Source organism: Sphingobium cloacae, assembly GCF_002355855.1.
In the GTDB taxonomy this organism is placed as follows: Bacteria; Pseudomonadota; Alphaproteobacteria; order Sphingomonadales; family Sphingomonadaceae; genus Sphingobium; species Sphingobium cloacae.
Map to the genome: position 1 here is coordinate 330801 of NZ_AP017656.1, position 20336 is coordinate 351136.

24 protein-coding genes are annotated in these 20336 nt (G+C 67.3%); 3 read left to right on the forward strand and 21 right to left on the reverse strand.

Features of this window, described 5'->3' with window-relative positions:
* Positions 1-33: 33 nt before the first annotated feature.
* Genes mobF through SCLO_RS20255 form a run of 3 tightly spaced genes read right to left on the reverse strand, consistent with a single transcriptional unit; the run spans position 34 to position 5668 of the window.
* Positions 34-3081 carry a MobF family relaxase gene (gene mobF / locus SCLO_RS20245; protein WP_066518888.1) on the reverse strand — a complete coding sequence of 1016 codons (3048 nt, stop codon included), beginning with the start codon at positions 3079-3081 and terminating at the stop codon, positions 34-36.
* Between the two features lie 3 nt (positions 3082-3084).
* Entirely contained in the window at positions 3085-5391 is a 2307-nt protein-coding gene (locus SCLO_RS20250; RefSeq protein ID WP_066518889.1) for a type IV secretion system DNA-binding domain-containing protein, read from the reverse strand.
* Positions 5381-5668 (reverse strand): hypothetical protein, encoded by a 288-nt coding sequence (locus SCLO_RS20255; protein ID WP_030541282.1) that lies wholly within the window; start codon positions 5666-5668, stop codon positions 5381-5383. The genes SCLO_RS20250 and SCLO_RS20255 overlap by 11 nt, the downstream gene beginning before the upstream one ends.
* A gap of 617 nt (positions 5669-6285) precedes the next feature.
* Between SCLO_RS20255 and SCLO_RS20260 the strand changes: the two genes are divergently transcribed.
* Positions 6286-6522 (forward strand): hypothetical protein, encoded by a 237-nt coding sequence (locus SCLO_RS20260; protein WP_407695340.1) that lies wholly within the window; start codon positions 6286-6288, stop codon positions 6520-6522.
* Positions 6523-6636: 114 nt separating this feature from the next.
* On the opposite strand, the gene SCLO_RS20265 is transcribed toward SCLO_RS20260, so the two are convergent.
* Positions 6637-6861: a hypothetical protein gene (locus tag SCLO_RS20265; RefSeq protein ID WP_030541263.1), complete on the reverse strand. Its 225-nt coding sequence runs from the start codon at positions 6859-6861 to the stop codon at positions 6637-6639.
* Positions 6862-7534: 673 nt separating this feature from the next.
* Here SCLO_RS20265 and SCLO_RS23505 point away from each other — a divergent pair.
* Complete coding sequence (locus tag SCLO_RS23505) at positions 7535-7711, forward strand: hypothetical protein (RefSeq protein WP_156442230.1); 177 nt, start codon at positions 7535-7537, stop codon at positions 7709-7711.
* Positions 7712-7796: 85 nt separating this feature from the next.
* On the opposite strand, the gene SCLO_RS20270 is transcribed toward SCLO_RS23505, so the two are convergent.
* Both SCLO_RS20270 and SCLO_RS20275 read right to left on the reverse strand, forming a co-directional pair.
* Positions 7797-8375, reverse strand: a complete 579-nt coding sequence (locus SCLO_RS20270) for a hypothetical protein (protein ID WP_066518890.1) — start codon at positions 8373-8375, stop codon at positions 7797-7799.
* 189 nt (positions 8376-8564) lie between these two features.
* Entirely contained in the window at positions 8565-9542 is a 978-nt protein-coding gene (locus tag SCLO_RS20275) for a DUF2493 domain-containing protein (RefSeq protein WP_048574804.1), read from the reverse strand.
* A 479-nt stretch (positions 9543-10021) separates the two neighbouring features.
* Here SCLO_RS20275 and SCLO_RS20280 point away from each other — a divergent pair, with 479 nt between their 5' ends.
* A complete protein-coding gene (locus SCLO_RS20280; RefSeq protein WP_066518892.1) occupies positions 10022-11146 on the forward strand; it encodes a hypothetical protein in 1125 nt (374 codons plus the stop codon).
* A gap of 49 nt (positions 11147-11195) precedes the next feature.
* On the opposite strand, the gene SCLO_RS20285 is transcribed toward SCLO_RS20280, so the two are convergent.
* The 15 genes from SCLO_RS20285 to SCLO_RS20355 all read right to left on the reverse strand — a co-directional run bounded on the left by SCLO_RS20285 (position 11196) and on the right by SCLO_RS20355 (position 20323).
* The gene (locus tag SCLO_RS20285) at positions 11196-11516 is read right to left on the reverse strand and encodes a single-stranded DNA-binding protein (RefSeq protein ID WP_042469252.1); all 321 of its coding nucleotides are present in this window, start codon (positions 11514-11516) and stop codon (positions 11196-11198) included.
* A 261-nt stretch (positions 11517-11777) separates the two neighbouring features.
* Positions 11778-12980, reverse strand: a complete 1203-nt coding sequence (locus tag SCLO_RS20290; RefSeq protein WP_048574954.1) for a YecA family protein — start codon at positions 12978-12980, stop codon at positions 11778-11780.
* Between the two features lie 96 nt (positions 12981-13076).
* On the reverse strand, positions 13077-13490 hold the full coding sequence (locus SCLO_RS20295) for a type II toxin-antitoxin system VapC family toxin (protein ID WP_048574953.1): 414 nt from the start codon (positions 13488-13490) through the stop codon (positions 13077-13079).
* The gene (locus tag SCLO_RS20300) at positions 13487-13750 is read right to left on the reverse strand and encodes an antitoxin (RefSeq protein ID WP_047100244.1); all 264 of its coding nucleotides are present in this window, start codon (positions 13748-13750) and stop codon (positions 13487-13489) included. Before SCLO_RS20300 ends, SCLO_RS20295 begins: the two co-directional genes overlap by 4 nt.
* 187 nt (positions 13751-13937) lie before the next feature.
* The gene (locus SCLO_RS20305; RefSeq protein ID WP_030541254.1) at positions 13938-14441 is read right to left on the reverse strand and encodes a DUF736 domain-containing protein; all 504 of its coding nucleotides are present in this window, start codon (positions 14439-14441) and stop codon (positions 13938-13940) included.
* Between the two features lie 163 nt (positions 14442-14604).
* On the reverse strand, positions 14605-15195 hold the full coding sequence (locus tag SCLO_RS20310; protein ID WP_231923450.1) for a MucR family transcriptional regulator: 591 nt from the start codon (positions 15193-15195) through the stop codon (positions 14605-14607).
* Between the two features lie 150 nt (positions 15196-15345).
* A complete protein-coding gene (locus tag SCLO_RS20315) occupies positions 15346-15663 on the reverse strand; it encodes a DUF7673 family protein (RefSeq protein WP_042469311.1) in 318 nt (105 codons plus the stop codon).
* Between the two features lie 59 nt (positions 15664-15722).
* On the reverse strand, positions 15723-16421 hold the full coding sequence (locus SCLO_RS20320) for a hypothetical protein (RefSeq protein WP_066518895.1): 699 nt from the start codon (positions 16419-16421) through the stop codon (positions 15723-15725).
* Entirely contained in the window at positions 16411-16899 is a 489-nt protein-coding gene (locus SCLO_RS20325) for a hypothetical protein (protein WP_066518896.1), read from the reverse strand. Before SCLO_RS20325 ends, SCLO_RS20320 begins: the two co-directional genes overlap by 11 nt.
* Before the next feature lie 140 nt (positions 16900-17039).
* On the reverse strand, positions 17040-17369 hold the full coding sequence (locus tag SCLO_RS20330; protein WP_066518897.1) for a hypothetical protein: 330 nt from the start codon (positions 17367-17369) through the stop codon (positions 17040-17042).
* Positions 17366-17560 (reverse strand): hypothetical protein, encoded by a 195-nt coding sequence (locus SCLO_RS20335; protein ID WP_042469259.1) that lies wholly within the window; start codon positions 17558-17560, stop codon positions 17366-17368. Before SCLO_RS20335 ends, SCLO_RS20330 begins: the two co-directional genes overlap by 4 nt.
* Positions 17561-17693: 133 nt before the next feature.
* On the reverse strand, positions 17694-18026 hold the full coding sequence (locus tag SCLO_RS20340; protein WP_066518898.1) for a DUF3768 domain-containing protein: 333 nt from the start codon (positions 18024-18026) through the stop codon (positions 17694-17696).
* Positions 18023-18973 carry an adenine nucleotide alpha hydrolase family protein gene (locus tag SCLO_RS20345; RefSeq protein ID WP_066518901.1) on the reverse strand — a complete coding sequence of 317 codons (951 nt, stop codon included), beginning with the start codon at positions 18971-18973 and terminating at the stop codon, positions 18023-18025. Before SCLO_RS20345 ends, SCLO_RS20340 begins: the two co-directional genes overlap by 4 nt.
* A gap of 128 nt (positions 18974-19101) precedes the next feature.
* A complete protein-coding gene (locus tag SCLO_RS20350) occupies positions 19102-19506 on the reverse strand; it encodes a hypothetical protein (protein WP_042469264.1) in 405 nt (134 codons plus the stop codon).
* On the reverse strand, positions 19499-20323 hold the full coding sequence (locus SCLO_RS20355) for a Mom family adenine methylcarbamoylation protein (protein WP_066518903.1): 825 nt from the start codon (positions 20321-20323) through the stop codon (positions 19499-19501). The genes SCLO_RS20350 and SCLO_RS20355 overlap by 8 nt, the downstream gene beginning before the upstream one ends.
* Positions 20324-20336 lie beyond the last annotated feature (13 nt).

Sequence of the window (20336 nt, forward strand, 5' to 3'; positions counted from 1 at the left end):
ATCATCAAGCTCCGGCGTCCGGCCGGCCGGTCTTCACAGGTCGAGCCCCAGGCTCCGTTCCGGCAGCGGCGGCAGAGCGTCGCCACGGTCCGGCTTGAGGTCGGGCGGTGACTTGGAAGCGCCGGCAGCGGCGGCGGCGCCTTGCGTGTCGGCCGGGGACGGCAGCTCACCCGGCAACGGCGGCAGGTCCGCCAGGTCGACCGGGCCGACATGAAGCTTCTCGCGGGGTCCGCTGCTCTTGCCGCGTGTGCGTTCGTGATCAACGTCGAGGCGACCGACGGTTTCGAGTGCCGACGTCTTGTTGCCCGGATTGTTGTCGAGCTGGCGCTCGAGCTTCTCCTTGTCGTCGACCACCATCGTGAGCTCATCCCGCACGCGCGTGACCCCGACATTGAACAGACGCTGGTTGGAGAGATTGCGCTCCTGGCTCGACATGACGGTGATCGCCTTGTCGGTCGTGATGCCCTGCGCCATGTGCATGTTAAGTGAGTAGGCAAGGTCGAGCCGCGACAGCATCGGGTCGCCGAGATCGAGCGTCAGCCGCTCCTTGCCGGCGGTCTCGACGGTCACGCCGCCGGCGTCGACCGCGAGCACCCGCGCCAACGCCGAGTTGTGGAGCCCGCGTTCCTTGTCGTTGGCGGTCCAGCGAATGCGGTCGCCCTCACGCAGGTGGAGATCCTTTTTCTCGCTGAGCTGCAGCCGGTCGCGCTTTTCGGTCGGCGACAGCTTCTGCGGATCAAAGCGTATGGACCGGTTGCCGAGCTTCAGGTCGACCTTGCCGTTCGGATGGACCTTGGCGACGTCATAGCGGCCAGCGGCCAGGCCGACGTCCTGGCCGCCGCCGCGGCCGACCTCGAGCGCCTGCCCGGCCTGATAGGTGGCCGCATAGCGCAGCTCCTCGCGCGTGGTGTTGACGCGCTCGTACACCGTGAGGTGGATGCCCTCCCCTCGCACGCTGCCTTCGGTGGCGAGGCCGTCCTGGATGCGCTGGTTGATGACCGCTCGCGCCGCGCGCCCCGACGCGAACACGGCCGTCGCGTCGCGATCGGCGGCGGAAAGGCCGAGCCACATCTCGGCCGCATGGAGCGCCGGACTCTGATGCTCGACGACGCTTTCGCCCAGCACCTTCATCGCTTTGGACGCTTCGCCGAGGTTGGCGAGCGCCGCGACGGTGCGGAGCTGATCCGTGCGCTGCCGGATATTCTCGTCCATTCGCGCCATCGTGCCTCCACCCGCCTGGATGAGCGCGAACGACTTGCCGGCGTCGATTGAAGAGAGCTGCTGGCGGTCGCCCACGAGGACGAGCTTGTCGACGCCGAGCGCGGCGGCGATCTGGTGGAGCGTGAGCATGTCGTCGGACGAGACCATCGAGGTTTCGTCGACGATGAGCATCGAGCCGGCGAGCGCGGCGCGGGCTTCGTCGTATGCGGGTCCCCCGGCCTGAACGTGGCGCTCGTTGGCGAGGATGAACGAGGCGATCGTCTGGGATCTGATCCCTGCCCCTTCCGCGAGATCGGCGACCATCTTGTTCTGGAAGGCCAGGCCTATGACCGCGCGGCCCTCGGCTTCCGCGACGCGCGCAACCGCCTGCAGCATGGTCGACTTGCCGGCGCCGGCGATGCCCTGGATCGCGACGGTCCTGTCCTCAGAGGAAAGGATCAGCGCGGCCGCGCCGAGCTGGCCGGCGTTGAGCTCCCTGTCTGCGACCGCCTGGAGCCGCCCTGGAGCGTCCTGCGCGGCGAGGATGGGCGAGGCGAGCCCCCTGCCCTCCTCGACTGCCCCGAGGATCCGTTCCTCGGTCAGGAGGGCTTCCCGGGTCGTGACCATCCGCGGGTGCGTGTCGCCCATCCGCGCCTCGCCCACGATGAGCTGGCCACGCCCGACAAGCTGCTCGATCCGCCGCTCGACATGGTCGACTGTCACTCCCTTCAGCCCGAGGTCGAGCGCGGTCTTGCCAAGCTGGTGGACGCTGAAGGCGGCTTCGCGTTCGGACAGCATCCGGACGGCGGAGGCGACCGCCAGTTGCGCGCGTGCTTCGGCCGGCGAGGTGGTCACTCGCGCAAGGCCGCGATCGACGAGAGGATCGTGCGCGCGCAGGGCCGACCCGAGCTTGTCCCATGCCGTCGACACCGCTTCCGATACGGCGCGGTAGCCGCGTTCGAGCGCGCTGCCGGGATCGCGTTGCGCCGCCCGGGCGAGGGCTGCGTCGAGGAGCGACTTGCCGTCGAAACCGAGCGCTGCCGCCTTGTCGATCCATGCCTGCCGCAGCGCCTCGCGATCCTCGACGTTGAGCTTGGGATCGCGCGTGTTGGTGGTGACGCCGTCCCACCCCTTGGCCGATACAATGCCGAGCTCGGCCGCCTTTTCGAGTATCGCCTCGCGGCGCTGGCTGAACGCGTCGAGCACCGGCTTGGGCACGCCGGCGATCTCGAACGTGCCGTGCTTGCCCTTGAGCTCCACCTGGTAGCCGAGCTTCTCGAGCTCCTCGCGCAGGAAGGCATGGTAGATCGAGCCGATCACGGAGTTGTTCGACCAGATCTTGTCTGCGTGGAGCGCCTGCCACTTGCCGTCGGGCATTTTGGTCAGGTTGGCGATGACGGCGTGGACATGGGCTTGCGGGTCGAGGGCGCGGCTCGTGTCGTGTTGGAAGAGCGCGTAGACGAGGTTCCCGCTCCGCATCGGAACCTTGCGGCCTTCGATGTCCTTGCGCCCCTCGGCGAGGTTGCTCTCTACCCAGGCCATTGCGCGGGTCACGGCTTTCATGTTGGCGCCGTCGGGACCGAGGATGCGCTTGTCGCCGGCGACATAGGCGAGCACCGAAACGGATTTCGGGGCCGAAAAGGTGAGATCGACTCCGGCCCGCCGGTTCTCGACCTGGGCGACGGCCTCGCCGCTCGGCAAGATGCCGTTGAGAACGCCCTCGAATGCCTCCTTCGACACCTCGCCCGAAAGGCCGAGCGCGGCGGAACCTTCCCCGCCCCAGGCGCTGATCTCCGACGAGCCTTCGACCGTGTAATAGTCGTCCTTCGCGAAGTAGCCGGCGGCGCCGGACGCGGAACGGACCGATGCGACCGAGAGCATGGGTCAGATTCCCATGTCTGCGCCGTCATGATCGCGGCTCGCTGAGAAGTCCTGCCGCAATTCGGCGAGCGTCTGATCCTCGGGCGTGGGCGCCGTTCGGCCAGCGCGACTCTCGCGGCGATCGTCACGGCCTTCCGTTGGCGCCTGCGCCTGATCGGGCGCATTGCGGACCGCCTGCGCCCGATCGGCGGCGTGCGCGCGCGGAGCTTGCTCCTCGCCGCGATCCTCGGTGCGCTCGGCTGGCGGGCGGCTCGCTTGGTTGTGCTCCTCCGTTGCCTCCGCGGCAAGGATCCGCGCGGCCATTTCCTTGGCGATGTTGACCGGCTCGACGGCCTCTTCCACGACCTGGCCGGCGCCATCCCGCCCGCCCGCGTCGCCCTCCCCGCCATCGTCGAACACCTCCTCTCCGCGCCTTGACCGGACCGGCTGAAGGTCGGGTCGCGGCAGGAAGCCCTCGGCGACCTGGGGATAGTCCTTCCAGAGGAGTTGGATGCGCGCGGCGGGGAAGCCGTCGGGGAACTTCACGAAGCCGTGCATCGACGGCAGGTTCGTGATGTCGTCCGCGATCACGAGCGGCTCGACCTGTTTCCTGGGAGTCAGTGTCGAGGCGTCGCGGGTGTTGTTGTAGCCATAGCTGTAGGCTTCATCCATCTGCCGCACTTCGCGATTGCCGATGTAGCGCGCGCACTGCTCGGCGGTATCGAGATCGGCCGTCGCAAGGATCAGCTTGGAACGTGCCAGCGAGGCGAGGTTGCGGGCGCCTTGCTCGCCATAAACCTCGATCAGTTTCTCGAAGCTGTGGATGCCGAGGATCATGGCGCCGCCGAACGCGCGCGCGGTCTGGAGGCCGTTCTCGATTGCCGGCAACTTGTGCAGCGCGCCGAGCTCGTCGAACATGAACCAGGTCCGCAACTCGCGCGTGCGCGGCATCGTCATAAGGCGGTTGATGGCGAGGTCCATCCAGAGCGTCAGCAGCGCCCGGTTCATCGGCAGATCGACGTAGTTGGAGGTGATGAAGAGGATCGAACCGGGCTGCTTCTCGCCGGTGATCCAGTTCCGGATCGAGAAGGGCTCGCCCGTGTCGGGAAGGAAGCGCAGGACCTGCGCATTCGTGTTGAAGACGGCGCGGATCGACTCCGCCATGCGCGCCGCTTCGGGCGCGGTCAGCGGGTCCGCGATCGTGTTCTGGAGGAAGCGATGGACCCGCTTCAGATCGGCGGTCATCAGGTTCTCGGAGAGCGCCAGGTTGGTCGTCTGGCCCCGCTCGACCAGGCGGATGCACATCTCGATGAACAGGGTCCGCGCTGCGAGCGCCCAGAACGGCTCGGACGAGCCGCCATCGGCGGGGATGAGAGCGGCGGCGGCGGCGGTGAACTCGCTGTGCGTGCGGCAGTCCGAGAAGATCGACCATGCAGGGCAGCGACGGTCCATCGGATTGAGGATCGTGTCACGCGCCGGGTCGTAGAAGGCCTCCACATAGGCACCGGTCAGGTCGAAGATCACGGCGCTGTCCTGACGCTCGCGCATCTGCCGGACGAGGCTCCGGAGCTCGGTGGTCTTGCCCGAGCCGGTCGTACCGATCAGCATGGTGTGCGACTGCTCCATCCGGTGCGGAAAGGGGATGCCGGCGAGCGTGTAGGGATGGTGGATTCCGGCGCGCTTGCGCGCCGTGAAGGGAAGTGCGAGCACCTGCTTGGGCGACTGGCCCGGGAAGCATTTGCGCACGTCCATCTCGAAGGCGGCCGCGTTGTGCTGCGAGACCTCGGCAACGAGGACCTCGCGATCGACCAGCATAGCGCCGCGCTCGTGCCGCTCCTGCAGGATCGTCTTGCCACGGCGACGCGAGAGATCGACGAACCAGATCGACAGGGGAATGGTGAGGAACACCGAGAAAAGCAGTGCGCCGAGAAGGCCGCGCATGGCGATGCTCCAGGCCCGCTGGACCTCGGGCATCAACGGGACCACGGCCATGATCGTGCGGTGGAGTTCGCCGCTCGGAAGCCTGACGTTGACGCGCTTCGTCGGGTCGAAGCCGACCCAGTCCCAGAGCATGGCGTAGAGCTTCATGCAGACGAGTTGGAAGCCGTGCTCGTCCAGTTTGAGCGACATGATCACGAACCAGGCCGCGAGGAACACGAAGAACCAGACGACGAAGGGAAGTTTTGCGCCGGCGAACCACATCAGCAGCTCGTGGGTCAGGAGCTGGCTGCCGCGGGTGAAATTGCCCGAGTTGCGTTGGACTTTTCCGCGTGCGGAATGGTGGGTCAGCGGGATCGGCCGGCCGTCGGTGCGGATGTCGTTACGCGCCATGGTATTGCTCCAGGCGCTTGTCGGCGTTGGCGATGATCCGGTCGCGGAACTCGGGATATTGCTCGCTGATGATGACGTCGAGCGCAAGCTGCATGAACTCGCTGATGCGCGCGAGCCGGCGATGGCTTGACGTGAGGAGCGTGGCGGTGCCGAGATAGGCATCAACGGCCGCCCGGATCACCTCCGACGGATTGCAATTCTGCTCGGTAGCGAGCGCGAGGATGCGATCGTGCTGCTGGCGGTTCAGCCGAACCGTGCAATGCCTGGTAGTGGACAAACCAGCCTCCTAGCAGAGAGGCTGGTGGGGATTGAAAGAGGCGACGAGCCTTATAGTCGATCGCCGCACTCAGCGCAAAGGGTATTGCCGTCGCACGGACTGCGTGTGACCGCGTGGGACGCCTAAGCCATTGGAATAGCTGGGATCGGACCTAAGCGCCGAACTGTCCCACGGCGTGGCACTCACCAGATTGCTCGTAAGCCATTGACATACCCCGAAAACCTGCACCGCCAGGTGCGTAGGGTGTGCTAGAATCTATCAGGATTGCTCCAGGTCCCCGGGCGGTCCTGGTGATCGTCGTTCAGGGGTGGGTCCCGGCTCCGGCCGGGAATGGAGCCGCGCGTCGCGCGGAACCGGCGCCGCCGCGAACGGCCTGCGTCGCCAGCTGTCCGGAACGTCCGCGGCTCGGATGCGAAGGCCGAACCCGATCGGCAGGGATCGTCACCCGAATGGGCGAAGACGGCGCGTGCCGGCTTCGTGAGCGTGTCTTCGACACGCGAGTAGAGCCCGTGCGGCGGCGCCGGAAGGTGCCGCCGAGCCGCCCGAAACATGCCAAGCCCCTTGAATGCGCGATCAAGGCGCTTCAACAATAGGCCGCGTTCACGGCCCGATCAGCTTTGAACAGCGAGGCCCTTATGGCACGGACTTTGGAACAGGAACGACAGGCGCTCGAGGAAGAGGAGCGCCGGTTGGCGGAGCGCCGCGAGCAACTCGCGAAACGCGAGCGCGACGAGGCGATCAGAACGATCGAGAAGGCGGGGTTGCTCAGGCTCCCCGCCTCTCGCCTGGAGGCGCTGACCAAACGTATCAAGGCGCTCGGAATCGAGGAAGTGGAGCGGCGGCTCGCGGCCTGAGCCGGACCCGCCGCGACGCAGTCGCGGCACGGGCATGGGGGGCTCGATGCCCCTCATGCCCGTGTGCCCCGGCAGCAAAAAAAGGGAGAGGCGTTTCCGCCCCTCCCTGTCGTTTCAGAACTCGTCGGACATGCCGCCCGGGACCGTGTGCACCACCCGGTCGATGAGCGCCATCGGCAGCGCGCCATAGTCGCCCTCATCGATGGCGATGTAGCCCCGCGTATCGTCCTCGATGACGTGCTGGTCGAAGAAGCTGTGGAGTGCGCGGCGCTCGGCGTATGCGAGGGCGGCGAGGTAGGCGGCGGTATCGTTGTGAGCGCTGGTGGGGTTGATCTGCATCGGAGCCTCCTGTCGTCTTGAATGACAGGGGAATGGCCGTCGTTGAGGGAGACGCCGGGTCAGGAACGGAGGCGAAGCCGGAGCCGCGAAGCGGGGAGCGGGGGTGCCGATTTTGTCGTGGTCGGAGTGGAGCGAAGCGGAGCGCAGGCCTCGGCAAAATTGGGGGCACCGCTCATTCTTGACGCGGCGTCTCCCTCAACGACACACTGGGAAGTCTGTGAGAGATTTCATCCTCTGATCCGGGCGCGACGGCGGGCGTGAGCACCCTCGACCCCGGCGCTCGATTTGACACGCGGGAATGGTCCGGCCACGTGCGGCGGGACCGCGAGATCTGATCGATCTTGGGGCCGCCGCGCGCGCGCCCAACCATCATTGACCGGGAGGTGGAAACAGCCGGCGAGCAGTCGCGGGTTGGTTCGCCGAAATGCCTATGTTAGTCCGCAGGGGCGCTGCAAAGCGGCAGCGCCGGGACTGGTAATCCCGTCGAGAACGGCAACTCGGTGTGGTCTCACGCCGGGGTGCCTGCGCATATGTCCAGGTGCCCCGGCACTAAAAGCGTAGGCGCATGTCTCGACGTGTTACCAGCCCCGGCTCCCGCGCCCAGCGCGCGGGAGTTCGTTGGACGGGGCGCTCCGACGCGACCGCTGGGATCAGGTGCGCCCGGGCAATCGAAATGGACGATCTCGACACGGACCCGACGCTCCAGAAAGCGATGGCGCTCGCGCTGATGCGGCAGGCGCTGGAGTGGCTGGAAGCGGCGGACGAGGACAAGGCTGCCGCGCACCTCCGCGACGCCGTGGATACATTGCTGAAGCGGGCTCCGCGGATGGATCGTGCGGCCGCATCCTGACGCGCGTGAGAGGCCTGGCTTTCGGAGCCGCTGAGGGCGCGCCAGCGAGCTGGCGCGCCCCGCCTGCGACCGGTTCCGGTGGAGGCTAGGCCCATTCCAGCCGGCAGGATTCGTCGGTGGCGGCCGCCGCGACAAGGCGCTCGAGCCGTTCGATATAGTGGGAGATGCCCTGCTCGGCCGCGTGCCGTCGGAAGGCCGCGCTGGCGAGGCGTTCCCGGACGGTCTCGATCGCGGTTTCGCCCACGCTTTCGGTTCCGAGGCCGAGGCTCTGCAGCAGCGCGAATGCGTTGCTCGAGGCGAGGTCGAGTTCGAGCCCCATGTCGGTGGTGAGTGCCACGGTCAGGTTGATCGTGCCGGCCGCCTCGTCGCGAAAGACGCTGACGCGCCGCCCGCGAAACTGTGCCTCCTCGACCACGGTGATGACGTCCGTGGCATAGTCGAAGAGGCGGGCGATCGACGCCAGTGAGAGCGGGCAGACGCGAGCCTCGAAGCGGTAGGACAGAAATGCGTCCTCGGGAGCGTCCGGGTCGAGCAGCACGGTGCCGATCCGCTCGCCCTCGGCGCGCAGGAAGGTGCGAAAGGCGGCGAGCTGGCGCGCGGTAATGACCGCCAGCGGGCGGGCCTCGTCGTCAGCGGCGGTGGCGATGCGAAACGTGATGGACATCTCGTCCTCCCCTGTTGAACGCTCCCATCCAATCCCTCTCCCCTTGGCCGCCTCGCGGGACTGCAGGTCGGCGGCGCGTCGGCGCCGGCTCCTCGCGGCGCGAGGGGGCTCGATGCCCCCGAGCGCCGCCCGTGACGCAGCAAAAGGAGGAGAGGCCCCGGCCGTAGCCGGAGCCTCTCCGCCAGGGCCTCACGCCCGCCGTGCGGTGCGCTGGTGGGCGAGCCGAACGATGTGCAGCGGCACGCCTGCCTGGCGCAGCTTCTGGGCGAGGTTCTGCTGGATGCCTGAGCCCTCGCAGATGACCGCCTCGACCGGCTTCAGGCCGAGGATGCGGTCGTTCCGGACGAAGGCCGCGCGGTTGCCCTGGCTGCGGTCGAGACGGAACTGGATGACCTTGACGCCGCGCGATGCCGCCCAGGCGTGTGCCACCGCATCGCAGCCCTTGGCCTGCGCCGTCGTCGCGAGGATCAGCTCGGGGATGCGGGCCTTGATGCTGTCGAGGCCGTTCCACAGGAGGTCGGCATCCTCCCAGACCTGCCCGCCCGAGAAGGCGACCACGGGACCCTCTGGTGCGAACTGCTCGCGGCGTTCCCGCGCGCGCGAGGCGAGATAGTCACGGGCGTCGATCATCGAGGCGTTGAGGGCGCTGGAGACCCTGCTGCCGCGGACCGGCGAGAAGGGCTTGCCGGTCTCGACGCGGTACACCTCGGCGGCGTGATCGCGCATGCATTCCATTGCCTCGCGGCACCCCTGGAGGGTCTGGCAGAGCAGCTGCGTGTCCTCCAGTTCGGTCGCGTAGATCTCGGACGGATCGTAGTTGCGGGCGAGTTCGCCGAGCTTCTTGGCGGCATCGTCCTCGCGCCCTTCGATCCGCTTGGCAACGACGTGGAAGCTGTTGGCGAACCCCCAGGCGAGATCGTTCGCGAAGGGCTCCATGCGCGTGTCGCGAAGGACATCGAACATCGTCTGCATCATCATGTCGACGGCGGCCCGGACCTGCTCGGGATCGGGCATGTCGAGTGCCTCCGGCGCGTCGACGATGCTGAGCTTCGCCATCTCGTTCGGCTCGATGAAAGCGCCGTCGTAGGTCTGTGTCAGCTCCTCGTTCTCTCGGCTTGCCGCGATGTGGCTGGCGAGGTCGGCGAAGTTGGTGAAAGTGGTCTGCATGATAGCCTCCGTTGGATCTCATCCACTCGATGAGGCTTCTCCTTCGACGTGCGGCGGTCGGGTCGGTCAGGGACGTTAACCGGGAAGCCGGCGCAGCCGGACCCCGGTTAGCGCCGCGCCAGCGGGGAGCGGGGGAGCCGATTTTCTCGGGCGCGGAACGGACGCGCAGCGGGCGTTGCGGGCTCGTGAAAATTGGGGGGACCGCTCATCCTTGACGGGCTCGAATCCCCGCACGTCATATCTAGGAAGTCAGAGAGAGAGATTTTTGGTCACCACGGTGCAGCCAGGCCCCCCGCAAGGTGATCGTCACCCGAAGGGCGGAGACCCGCGCATCGCGGGGCTCCGGGAGCCGGAGGCGAGTAGAGCGCCGGTCCCGGCCTGAGCAGCGCGAAAGGCCGGGATGCGCCGCCCTCCAGCGGATGCTCTGGTGCGGCGATTGCCGGTCGCGCGGAGGGGGACGATCTGACAGGATCGCGCGCATGAAGGATCCGTTTGGCTTTCCCGAGAGCAGCGTCGAGCGCCTCCTGCGCGAGGAGCGCGATCGCACCCGGCGCTACCGCGAGCTGCTCGGCGGCGGCACCGCCGCCCAGGTTATCCTAGAGGCGACCGACGTGCGAAAGCGGCTGGCTCTGGACTTCGGCGCTCCCTATCGCGGCGTCCTCGATATGCTCGAGCGGGATCGTCGGCACCAGCGCGATTTCCGGCAGCTCACCAGCAGTGCCTGGGCGCTGTCGATCTCTGAAACCGCGCGCAGCATCGTCGACCGGAACGCAGGGTTGCTCGACGACCAGCGTCGCCTCTCGAGCAGCCTGCTCGACACCGTGAAGACCTTCGATCTGAACCGGTCGACGATGGCGAGCGCGATCGCCGCCGCGGCGACCGGCGGGACCTACCGCCGGATGATCGAGGACGCGCTGCCGCGCCTGTCGGCATTTGGGGCCATTGCCGAGCAGATGCGGCTGCTCGATGCGATGACGCTTCGCGCGAGCGAAGGCGTGGTCCAGTCGGCGACGGCGCTCGCGGCCGAGATGGTGCTTGAGACGCAGCGGATCGCCGAAGCGATCCTTGCGGCGTCGACGGACGAGGAAAGCGCCGAGCTGCAGGGCCGGCTGATCGACCTCATCGTCGGGTTCGTGCAGCAGCTCGGTCCGCGGACGATCGCCGAGCTGCACGAGATGGGCCTGTTCCAATGGTCCGGCTGGCTGGCCGGTATTCTCGGCCTGTTGCTGGCGATCGCCGCCCTCCATCCTGATCAGTCGCCCGAGGAGAAAGCGGCGTTCGCCGCGTTGAACCAGAAGGTGGAGGCGCTTCAACAGGAGACCCGTCGCTATCACGAGGCCGAGGCGCGCGCGGACGAAGCCTATGTCGCGGACCTTCCAAGGGCCGAGCTGAGCCGGGATGCGACGTTTCGGCGCGAACCGCGGCGCGAGGGCGCCGTGGTGCTGAAGGCGCCCGACGGAATGGCGCTGGCGATCGAGAGGCGGCAGGGGCGCTGGCGCCTGGTGGTGTATCGCGATCCGCTCACCGGCCAGCTTGCCCGAGCGTGGGTCCATGCGAGCGCGGTGTCGCCGCTCGCGCCGCCCGTTGACGCTGACGCGCGGTAGCGGGGCTCGACCGATCCGGACGGCGCCGGAGCGCCGCCCGGGCATTCGCTCAGAAGAAGTCGAGCTTGTCCGCGATGATCTCGCAACCATAGCGGGTGATGCCGTCGCGGTCTTCCCAGCTCGAATAGTGCAGCCGGCCCGTCACTGCGACGACATTGCCCTTCTCGCGCGACGCGGCCGCCTTGCCAAGGCCGTTGAAGCAGGTGACCTTGTGGAACTCGGTTTCCTTGGCGGTATAGCCGGTCGCCTCGTCGACATAGGTCTTCCCGTCCCTGAGCTTCACGCGGTCGGTCGCGACGATGAGGGTCGTGACGCTGCCGCGGGTGTCGGGATCCTTGGCGACCCGGCCGGCGATGTTGACGTTGTTCATGGCGATGCTCCTTGTTGGGTCCAGCGGCCTTTCCGCCGGTGCCACCGGGGAGCGGCGTGCAGGCCCGCTCCGCACCGGAGCGCGAGCGGAGGGGAACTCCTGAAGGGAGCTGGCGCGGGCAGCCGCGAGAGCGGCAACACGGGCGACCGGCAGGGGTTGCGGGGCCGGCCTGTCACGCCGCAGGTGGCAGGAACAGGCGGAGGAAGGCCGCGGCGCCCTGGGACGCGGCGCCCCTGCAACGACCAACCGCCGGCCGGCGGCTCAGACCGGGGTCGGCAGGCTCCCGCCCCGGTCGATGACGCGGAGGTGCAGATGGGGGACTGGCTGGCGCACTCCGAGCGAGACGGCCGCCGTACGCGGACCGTGGGTCTCGATCGAATGGCGGACGAGACGGCGGCGCTCGGCGTTGGTCAGTGCGTCCCACCAGGCTGGGCTCAGATAGCTGTTCTCGAGATATTCGAGACCAAGGCGGACCGCGGCGGCGGCGTGGTCATCGTCCCCGAGGTCCTGGTAGGACCGCACGAAGCGCTCCGCCGGGCCCTCGGGCCCGCCGGTCCACCCGAAGACGATGACCGACTGGCCGCCATAGGATGTGATGTTGAGCGTGACCTGTTCGAACGTACCCGTGCCATGGGCAAGTCGTTGGAGCGGGCGACCGGTCAGATCATTGTCGGGCAGGAACGCGCCGCAGCAGACCAGTGGCAGGAGCCCGTTGAAGCGTGTCCAGGCATAGGAGAAGCCGTTCGCGTCCCGGGCTCGGACCCGCGCGTCATAGGCCGCCTTCCGGGCGCGCGTGCCGGCCTCGCCCGCGAGAGCGCCGTGATGGAAATTGCGCGCCATGTTTTGGGCGAGTTCCTGGTCCTCGACGGGCAGGCCCTCGTCCAACCGTGCGAAGAGCGGCGCTACGGCAAGCATGGCGCGCTTGAAGAAGGCTTCGAACGACACCGCGCGATAGGCGAAGAGCAGCGCCTCCCAGGCGCCGATCGCGCAGTCCTTGTCCTCGATCGGCTTGAAGAGATCGTTGTCGTGGGTCGAGCAGAAGCCCGGGAAGACCGAAGCGTCGCCGATGCCCACCAGCCGCGGGTCGAGGCGGCCACCATTCTTCTCGAGCCCGCCCATCGTCGCGATGAGAGAATAGACCTTCCCAGCGCGCGAGATCGCCCGCAGCCCGCCTTCCTTCTGGACAGTGTGGGCGCCGATGATCTCGGCGCCACATGGCTCGCCGGCCTCGCCGGCATAGGAGCAGTAGCGTCGGCGCAGCTCCTTGCGGAACGCCTCGGCAACATGGTGGTGGTTGAATTGCGGCAGCCGCTCACGCCCGTCGTGACACGCCTTGAACTTCCTGCCCGATCCGCACCAGCACGGGTCGTTGCGGCCGATCTTCGGCGGGCGGTGGACGCGGGGCGGCCGGTTCAGGGGCATGAACAGCGAGGGGTGCGCAGCGGGAGGCGGTTGGATCGGCATGTCTTGGAGGTTGAGCGGAACAGGGTTGGACGGCGTGCCGGGCAGACGGAGAGGACCGGCGACTTTGGGGAGCTATCGTCACTCGGTGCGAACGCCTCAATGGACGTCGCTCAGCCAATTCTCCACCTTGAGGGCCCGGACGCGGGAGAACTCGCCGATGTTGGCGGTCACCAATGTGGCGCCGAGCGCATAGGCATGAGCCGCGATGAAGAGGTCGTTGGGCCCGATGGGTTTGCCCGCGCTCTCCAGCTCGGCTCGGATACCGCCATATTCAGTGTCCGCCGGGACATCGAGCGCAAGCACGGACACGCTGCCGAGGATCGCCTCCATTTGGGCCAGGAGCCTGGGGGACCCCTTCTTCGCGCAGCCGTAGCGCAGCTCGGCCGCGGTGATGATGCTGACGCAAATCGCATCGGCACCGACTTGCGCGATCCGGGTGGCTACGGCGCCGTGCGGGTTTCGCGCGAGTTCCGACACGATGTTGGTATCGAGCATGTAGAGCTGGGTCACAATTCGATGGCCTTGGCCGGAAGCAAGGTGCTGTCGATGTCCGGGAATTCATCCTCGGGGCCAAGGGGTTCGAGGCTCGCAAGGACCTCAACGATGTTTCGGCGGCGGATCGGCTCGATGACCAGTCGATCTCCCTCCCGGTGGATCATGACCCGATCTCCAGGCAGCTCGAAATCGGCCGGGATGCGCACTGCCTGGCTCTTGTTGTTGCGGAACAGCTTCGCTTCTCTGGTGACCGTTGCTTCATGATCGGGCGTCACGGCAGACTCCTTTGCATATACATAGGCATATACATCACTGGGTGGGTTTGTTCAATGATGTGTTGCCGACGGGAAGAGAACGTGGTCGCACGCTGGCAAAAAAAGGGCCCGCTTCGCGGTGATGCGAAGCAGGCCCTGTCGTGGCGTCGGCGCGCAGAGGAGCTGCGCGCCAATCGGTTGGCGGCGATCAGTCCGCCATCTCGGGCGTGCGGCGCCGGCGGCCGCCCGGCGCGGGCTCGCTGCCGCCGAACGCGCCTTCGGCCGAGGACTCACCCAGACCGTCGGTTCCCACGGGTGCGGCCGGCTGCTCGGTCCCCGGCAGCGGCGGCAGGCCGTCGTCGGTTGCGACCGTGTCGGTGGGCGCCTCGCGGCGGCGGGTGGGGCGCGACCAGACGATGTTGTAGGAGCCGTCCTCCTGGCGGAACGCCGAGATGTAGAGCGGCTTGTCGAGGCTCGGATCCTCGATCTTGCCGTTGAGGAAGGTCTCGCCGGTCGAGTTGGAGGCGAGCTCGAAGAGCGCGCCGACTTGCACCCACTGGCGGGCGGCAGACAGTGCGAGGATTTCGAACTTGGGCGCGCGCGGGTTGGTCGACTGGACCGTCCGAAGCGCGATCACGATCGCGACGGTGAGCGTCGAGATCTTGCCGGTGTAGGTGCCGCTGGCGTTCTGGGTGATGGTGCCGATGTTCATGGGAAGTCTCCTGAGATTGAGCGCTCGAACCCCTTGTCCGAACACTCTCTCTCACCCACTCAGCTCCTCGGCCGTTCGGCCGAGTAAGGCGCGTCAGCGCCGCTCCGACGAGCGCCTCTTCGGCGCCGTCGGGATCGTCCCGCAGGTGCCTGGGCCCGGAACCTCAGGCCTCGACTGCGCCAGCGTCTGCGGGTTGCTGCTTGCGCCGCCGCGGCGTCTTGGCGCTGGCCTGGGCGGGGGGCGTGTCCTCGGCCTTGGCGGGGCGGGCGCGGGGCTTCGGTTGCGGAGCGGGCGCGGCGTCACCTGATGGCGGTGCTGCCTCGGCGGGCGCTGTGGGCTCCTGCCGCTTGCGACCCAGACCGAGACGCTTGGCTACCTCGCGCCGGTGCGCCGAGTAACCGGGCGCCACCATCGGATAGTCGGACTTGAGACCATAGCGGACGCGGTATTCAGCAGGGGTCAGGCCGCGGCTGCTGAGATGTCGCTTCAGCGACTTGTAGGGCTTGCCGTCGATCATCGAAAGAATGTGATCAGGCGAGGCGAGGCTCTTGCGCACGGAGACGGCCGGCGTGAACTCGGGCTCGGCCGCCGGTGTCTCTTCGGCGGGTGTTTCGGGTTCCTTGGCGATGCCGGTGATCGCAGCGTGAGTCTTGGCGATGAAGTCCGGCACGTCTTCGGGTCGGATATTGTTGTGCGCCACGTAGCTTGCGACGACTTCGATCGTCATCGCGACCAGGTTGTTCTCTTCCGGCAACCGCACCTCCCACGAAAGGATACGCCCTGGCGATCTTCGCCCGACGACTTCCCGTTATGGCGCGCGATGGATATCGCGCAAGGTTTGGCGCCCCTCCGGGGGGGGTGTCTGTGGCGGCCTCGGTCCGAAAATTCGGGTACCGGCGCCCGGTCAGGTCGCCGAAGTCGAGACCGGCTTGCGCCAGAGCGCGATGATGTCCTGCATCTCCTCGGCGAAGCCGAGGGCATCGATGTAGATAGCGCCGGGGCGTTGTCCGAGATAGCCGACGATGGTCGCAATATCGTTGGCCACAGCGACATCCAGCCCGAACAGGTCGGCGATCTCGAAATGGCCGAGTTCCGGCCCGTTCCACCACGCCATCAGGAAGTTCGCGACCCGGCGCGACTGGCCGGTATCGCTCATCGCGATCGGTATCAGCCGGGTCAGCGCGGCCAGCATCGCGTCGTGATCGGTGGGTATCGAAGTCATCGGCATCTCCGGCGACGATGCTATACGTCTGTGTCGATCGCGCAATCGCGACGTTCGGATCAAAGGCGCAGGGGCTCCGGCATCGCCAGCCATTCGGGCTGGTCGTGCGCGAGAGGCACGTTATGGTTCGCGGCCTCGGCCTCGCTGAAGACCCGCGCGCGCGACAATCGGTCAAAGCCGGTATCGTCGTTCCAGAAGCTGAGCCCGTGCTGCGGATCGCGGATCGCGAGGACGAATCCGTCGGCGCCTTCATCCCGTGCCCGGGCAATTGCACGGTCGAGCAATTGGGTCGTGTGGCCATAGCTGATGCCGTGTTCGCTGATGACGACATAGCCGCCGCCGAACTCCCCGATCCGCAGCCTGTCGCAATCCGACGCCCATTCGAACCCGAAGGGCAGCGCCGAGCGCGCGCAATGTTGGATCAGCCTGGCCGCGACATCGATTCCGAACTGCTCGCCCGAGAACGTCACGAGCACCCGGCCGAGCTGGTCGGCCTCGCTGAACGCGACATCGAAATCGAGATAGGGATATTGCGGATCCTCGAAGAGGTCGAGCAATCCCCCAAACGGGTCCTCGTCGCTGCGCGGGAACAGGGCGGCGAAGTCCGGGCCAAGGCTGGTATAATGCGCTTCGCGAACGTCGATCCCGGCCTCGGTGTCGTCGATCAGTTCCACCGTGGCGATGACCCGGCGGAGCATGTCGGCCTCGGCGACGGTGACGGTCAGGTCGAACGCCGCCTTGGTGTAGCTATTGGACATGGTGCGCTCCGTCAGTCGAGGTGAGCGCGGGAGCGGCATCCGCAACGACGAGCGCCGGCGCTACGAATTCCGCTGCATCGAAATGAGCGAAGATCGCATCGAGCGAGCCAAGCGCCGCGATGGTGCTGCGGCTGATAACAACCTCGTCGTCCTCGGTGACAGCATAGGACACCGCCTTGCCGTCGCCGATGGCGACGACGCGCTCGGGTCCCCACTGCCCGGAATAGCCCCCGCACCAGCGTACGAAGGGGACGCGATGCATCACGCACCAGTCCTCGATCTCCTCGAAGCGACCGCCTGCGACTTCGTGCGCAAACAGGCGAAGCGGCTCGCCGTCGACGCGATGTTCCGGCTCGAACGGATCGCCGTCCCACTCGACGGCAAGGCGCTCGGCGGCGATGAGCTCGGCAAGTTCTGCGAAGGCGGGAGCGTCAAGCGCGCCGCCGATGACGATGGAGGCGGATACCCGGTCGGCCATGATGGTCTCCTCTGGTTGGGCGCGGCGCAGCGCGCACGTTCGGCCACCGCGCGGTGATCGCGGGATCGGTGATGATCGAGCCTTGGAAAGGATCGTGGCGGCAGCGGCTCGGCCGCGCCGGCACCTGTCTGATTGCAGCTTCAGTGAGTCGAGCCGAACAGGTAGCGCTTGGCGGCGACTTGCTGGCTGCCATCCTCGACGCCGATGGACGACTGCATATCGGCAGTGAGCTGCCGGCGGAGATCGGGAGGAATGATGGCATGAGGCGCGACAACGGCGATCGCGGCCTCGGCGGAGAGGAGTTCGCCCGGCTCCGTGCCGATCCAGACGAGGGGCTCGCCTTCGGCGGGCTCGTCTTCGGTGCGAAAGAAGACTTGCGCGAAGAAGGTCTGAAGCGGCCGGTCCCATCCGACCGTCGCGCGGACGACGTCTGGGCTGTCCGGCTTGGCCTGAAGGTCGTGACGGCTCATTCCATCGTCCTCCGGATGCGATGCTGGACATGGCGCGCCGCGCCTTCGGCGCTGCTGATCGCCTTGCCGGCGGCCGAAGCAGCCTGACGCGCTCCGGCCTGGCGAAGCAAGGTACGGGCTTCGCGCAGCCGCTCAACGGCTACCGCAATGGCGTGCCCGTCAGCGGGCGTGGCGGAGGCGATCCGTCGCATGGGCTTCTCCCTTGGATGGACGATGGATGCGGAAAGGCGCGTCTGCGGCGGGCCCCAAGGTCATTCGCAGGGTAGGTCCGCTTGCATTCACGCGCCTACTGCCCGACCCGCTTCCCCTTCACTTTTCCCAGGTTCAGTCGTCCTCGGGCAGCATGATCGTCATGACTCGCGTGGTGACGTGCGGATCGCCAGGGTCTTCCGATCCCCATCCCAGCGCGCGGTCGTAATAGTCGATCGCGAAACGGACGGCGTGGCCACGGACGGTGAACTCCCCGCGAGAGCGTTCCGGGCCATCGTCGCGCGTGAATGCGTAACCTCGGATCGCTGCGAGCAGCTCGGCCTGGGCGGAGAGATCGCCGGCGAAGGCGGCGACGCAAGCCGCAGTGATGACGACGCGGGCAGTCGGATCGAGGCCGTGCCGGCAGCGGTCGTTGAGTTCGGCGATGCGGGATAGCTGATCGGTCATGCAGCCTCCATCAGGCCGGCGTTGAAGGTCTCGATCCAGGCTTCCATCGTCGGCCGCTGGGGAAGCGGCACGATGCTCGCTGCATCCTGGAACCGGATGAGATCGGTGGGTGCATCGCGGCGAATGGCTTCGATCTCGGCGGCCGGGAGCAGCCGCTCGGCGCAAATGAAGTCTGTGATCCTGCCGGGCTTCGTCCTGGTCGAACGCCGCCAGAGCCCCTCGACGGTGCGCAGCCGAGGCTCCGCGCGCGCCTCGATGAGCACGATCAGCCTGAGGCACCAGGATGGCAGCGCCCGTACTTCGTCCGGCTGGATTGCCCCGCAGAAGAAGCAGCTCGATTTGGGAGGGATCGGAAGACCGGCCTGCTCGATACGCGCGGCGCACCGGTCGCGGTTCCAGTTCCACTCACGCAGCGGATAGCGGCACTCGAACAGCGGATCGTTCAACGCGGACGCATGCGCGTAGCGACGCGTGTCGGCAGGCGAGGCATCGTAGCCGATCAGCCGAACGACCTTCTGGCCTCGCTGCCACGCGGCCTGGGCCGGCGCCCATTGCTTGAGGTAGGCGTCCTGCGGCGCGACCTTCCACTTGAGAGAACAGCTATGCCGGCCAAGGCTGATGCTGGGGAGCGTCGCATTGGTGAGCACGTTGGCCAGGATCCAGTAATAGGGTGGCCAGTGCTTGAAGCGCTGCGGCACGTAGCGGACCACCTCATAGGGGATGCGCCGCGCGGCCATCCACGCCGCGATCAACTTCTGGTACTCGTACGTATCAGGCTTCTCGGCGCCGGGATCGGCCGTGAGAACCAAGTCCGGCGGCTCGCCCCGCGAATCGAGTTCGACGAGCAGGGCCGTGGAGTCCACGCCGATACCATAGGCGAGGACGACCGGCGGCGGCGCGCACACCATGATGGTGTCGACCGGCCTCGGCGTGGCAGAGGTGATCATAGGGGCCTCGGGCTTGAACGCGGCTGAATGCCGCCAAACTCAAGGCCCCCCTCCCCTCGCTTGTCCGATGCGACATCGCCGGAGAGGCGGGTGTCTTCGGGCCGCCTCTCGAAAGCGGGTCTCGCCAGTTATCCGGCGGCCGTGTCGTGCTGGGGTGCCGGGACGGTCGGTTCGCCCATCAGGATCACGGCGATCGAGGGCTTGTCGTCGGGTCCGAGCCTGCGGCTGTCGAAGACGTTCCGGCCGCCCAGGCCGATCGTCAGCATGTCGAAGGTCGGTGACGTACCGCCGTTCGCGTTGGCGATGCGTGTCCCGTTGTCGTGATATTGGATGTCGACGAAGCTTGGCGGGGAGCCGCGCTTGTATTCGCCGAAGAAGAACGTGATCCGACGACCGTCGGTGGTTTTGGCGCTGATCGTGAAGTTGCCGTCGGGGATGTCGATCGGAAGCGTCGGCACGTCGTTGAAGCGGGCGAAGCCGATGCTTTCGGCATCGGCCGCGGTTATGACGGGCAGCTGCGTGATGTCAGCCATGGAGGGTCTCCTGATCGCGCCAAATGAGCGGAAGCAGCGCGTTTCGCGGCGGAAGGGCCTTGGGATACGGCAGGCGCGGAAGGGTGCGGCCGCGGCGGCGGGCCTCGCGCGTCAGCTCGAAGCAATAGGCGAACAGCCCAGCCTGCTGATGCGTGACGAGATGGCGCTCGCGCTGGAGCCGCCACAACCAGCTTCGCGGCTCCTCGCCGATACGCGGCCTCGGGACCCCCAGCGAGACGAGCTGATCGATTGCGCCGGCTTGGCCCTGCTCGCCCAGGCGGATCTTGGACAGCGTGCGCCCCGAGATCGTGATGTTGCCGACCCGAAGGACCGATCGCGGCTTCGTGACTGCGCGGTGGGCGGCCGAGAGCGCACAATAGACGCGGCCGATATGCCCCGCCCCTGGATCGCTGTACGACACCACCGCCTCGATCCCAGGCCGTTCCCGGCGCAGGTGGCGAAAGGCCCGCGCGACGAAGAAGCTCTCGCCGTTCTGCGGCACGGCGTCGGTCAGAATGAGGCGCGCGAGAACGCAGCCGCGGCGAGGATCGTCAAACCCGGTGTGGCGCGAGACGACGGCGCTGGTGGTCGGAACGGCGAAAACGGCAACGCCTTCGAGCGCGCCCTTGCGCGCGAACAGCCCCACCGCGAGCTGCGCGGCCGGATAGCGGGGCAGATAATGGTGCTGCGCGATGAAGGCGCGCGCGGCGGCGTGATCGATGACGTCGACGCTGTAGGCGCCGGGATCGATCAGCGTGAGATCGCGCGCCCACAGAGCGCGCCGTTCGCGCCAGCGCTGGCTGCGGTCGGTCTGCATGGGACGTGGTCCG

Excerpts from the sequence above, each read along its gene's own strand:
- SCLO_RS20280 (WP_066518892.1), top strand. The coding sequence starts at position 10,022 with ATGAAGGATCCGTTTGGCTTTCCCGAGAGCAGCGTCGAGCGCCTCCTG.
- SCLO_RS20270 (WP_066518890.1), bottom strand. The coding sequence starts at position 8,375 with ATGTCCATCACGTTTCGCATCGCCACCGCCGCTGACGACGAGGCCCGC.
- SCLO_RS20265 (WP_030541263.1), bottom strand. The coding sequence starts at position 6,861 with ATGCAGATCAACCCCACCAGCGCTCACAACGATACCGCCGCCTACCTC.
- SCLO_RS20285 (WP_042469252.1), bottom strand. The coding sequence starts at position 11,516 with ATGAACAACGTCAACATCGCCGGCCGGGTCGCCAAGGATCCCGACACC.
- SCLO_RS20335 (WP_042469259.1), bottom strand. The coding sequence starts at position 17,560 with ATGCGACGGATCGCCTCCGCCACGCCCGCTGACGGGCACGCCATTGCG.
- SCLO_RS20250 (WP_066518889.1), bottom strand. The coding sequence starts at position 5,391 with ATGGCGCGTAACGACATCCGCACCGACGGCCGGCCGATCCCGCTGACC.
- SCLO_RS20315 (WP_042469311.1), bottom strand. The coding sequence starts at position 15,663 with ATGACTTCGATACCCACCGATCACGACGCGATGCTGGCCGCGCTGACC.
- SCLO_RS20330 (WP_066518897.1), bottom strand. The coding sequence starts at position 17,369 with ATGAGCCGTCACGACCTTCAGGCCAAGCCGGACAGCCCAGACGTCGTC.
- SCLO_RS20345 (WP_066518901.1), bottom strand. The coding sequence starts at position 18,973 with ATGATCACCTCTGCCACGCCGAGGCCGGTCGACACCATCATGGTGTGC.
- SCLO_RS20290 (WP_048574954.1), bottom strand. The coding sequence starts at position 12,980 with ATGCCGATCCAACCGCCTCCCGCTGCGCACCCCTCGCTGTTCATGCCC.
- SCLO_RS20305 (WP_030541254.1), bottom strand. The coding sequence starts at position 14,441 with ATGAACATCGGCACCATCACCCAGAACGCCAGCGGCACCTACACCGGC.
- SCLO_RS20320 (WP_066518895.1), bottom strand. The coding sequence starts at position 16,421 with ATGTCCAATAGCTACACCAAGGCGGCGTTCGACCTGACCGTCACCGTC.
- SCLO_RS20325 (WP_066518896.1), bottom strand. The coding sequence starts at position 16,899 with ATGGCCGACCGGGTATCCGCCTCCATCGTCATCGGCGGCGCGCTTGAC.
- SCLO_RS20355 (WP_066518903.1), bottom strand. The coding sequence starts at position 20,323 with ATGCAGACCGACCGCAGCCAGCGCTGGCGCGAACGGCGCGCTCTGTGG.
- SCLO_RS20340 (WP_066518898.1), bottom strand. The coding sequence starts at position 18,026 with ATGACCGATCAGCTATCCCGCATCGCCGAACTCAACGACCGCTGCCGG.
- SCLO_RS20350 (WP_042469264.1), bottom strand. The coding sequence starts at position 19,506 with ATGGCTGACATCACGCAGCTGCCCGTCATAACCGCGGCCGATGCCGAA.
- SCLO_RS20275 (WP_048574804.1), bottom strand. The coding sequence starts at position 9,542 with ATGCAGACCACTTTCACCAACTTCGCCGACCTCGCCAGCCACATCGCG.
- SCLO_RS23505 (WP_156442230.1), top strand. The coding sequence starts at position 7,535 with ATGGACGATCTCGACACGGACCCGACGCTCCAGAAAGCGATGGCGCTC.
- mobF (WP_066518888.1), bottom strand. The coding sequence starts at position 3,081 with ATGCTCTCGGTCGCATCGGTCCGTTCCGCGTCCGGCGCCGCCGGCTAC.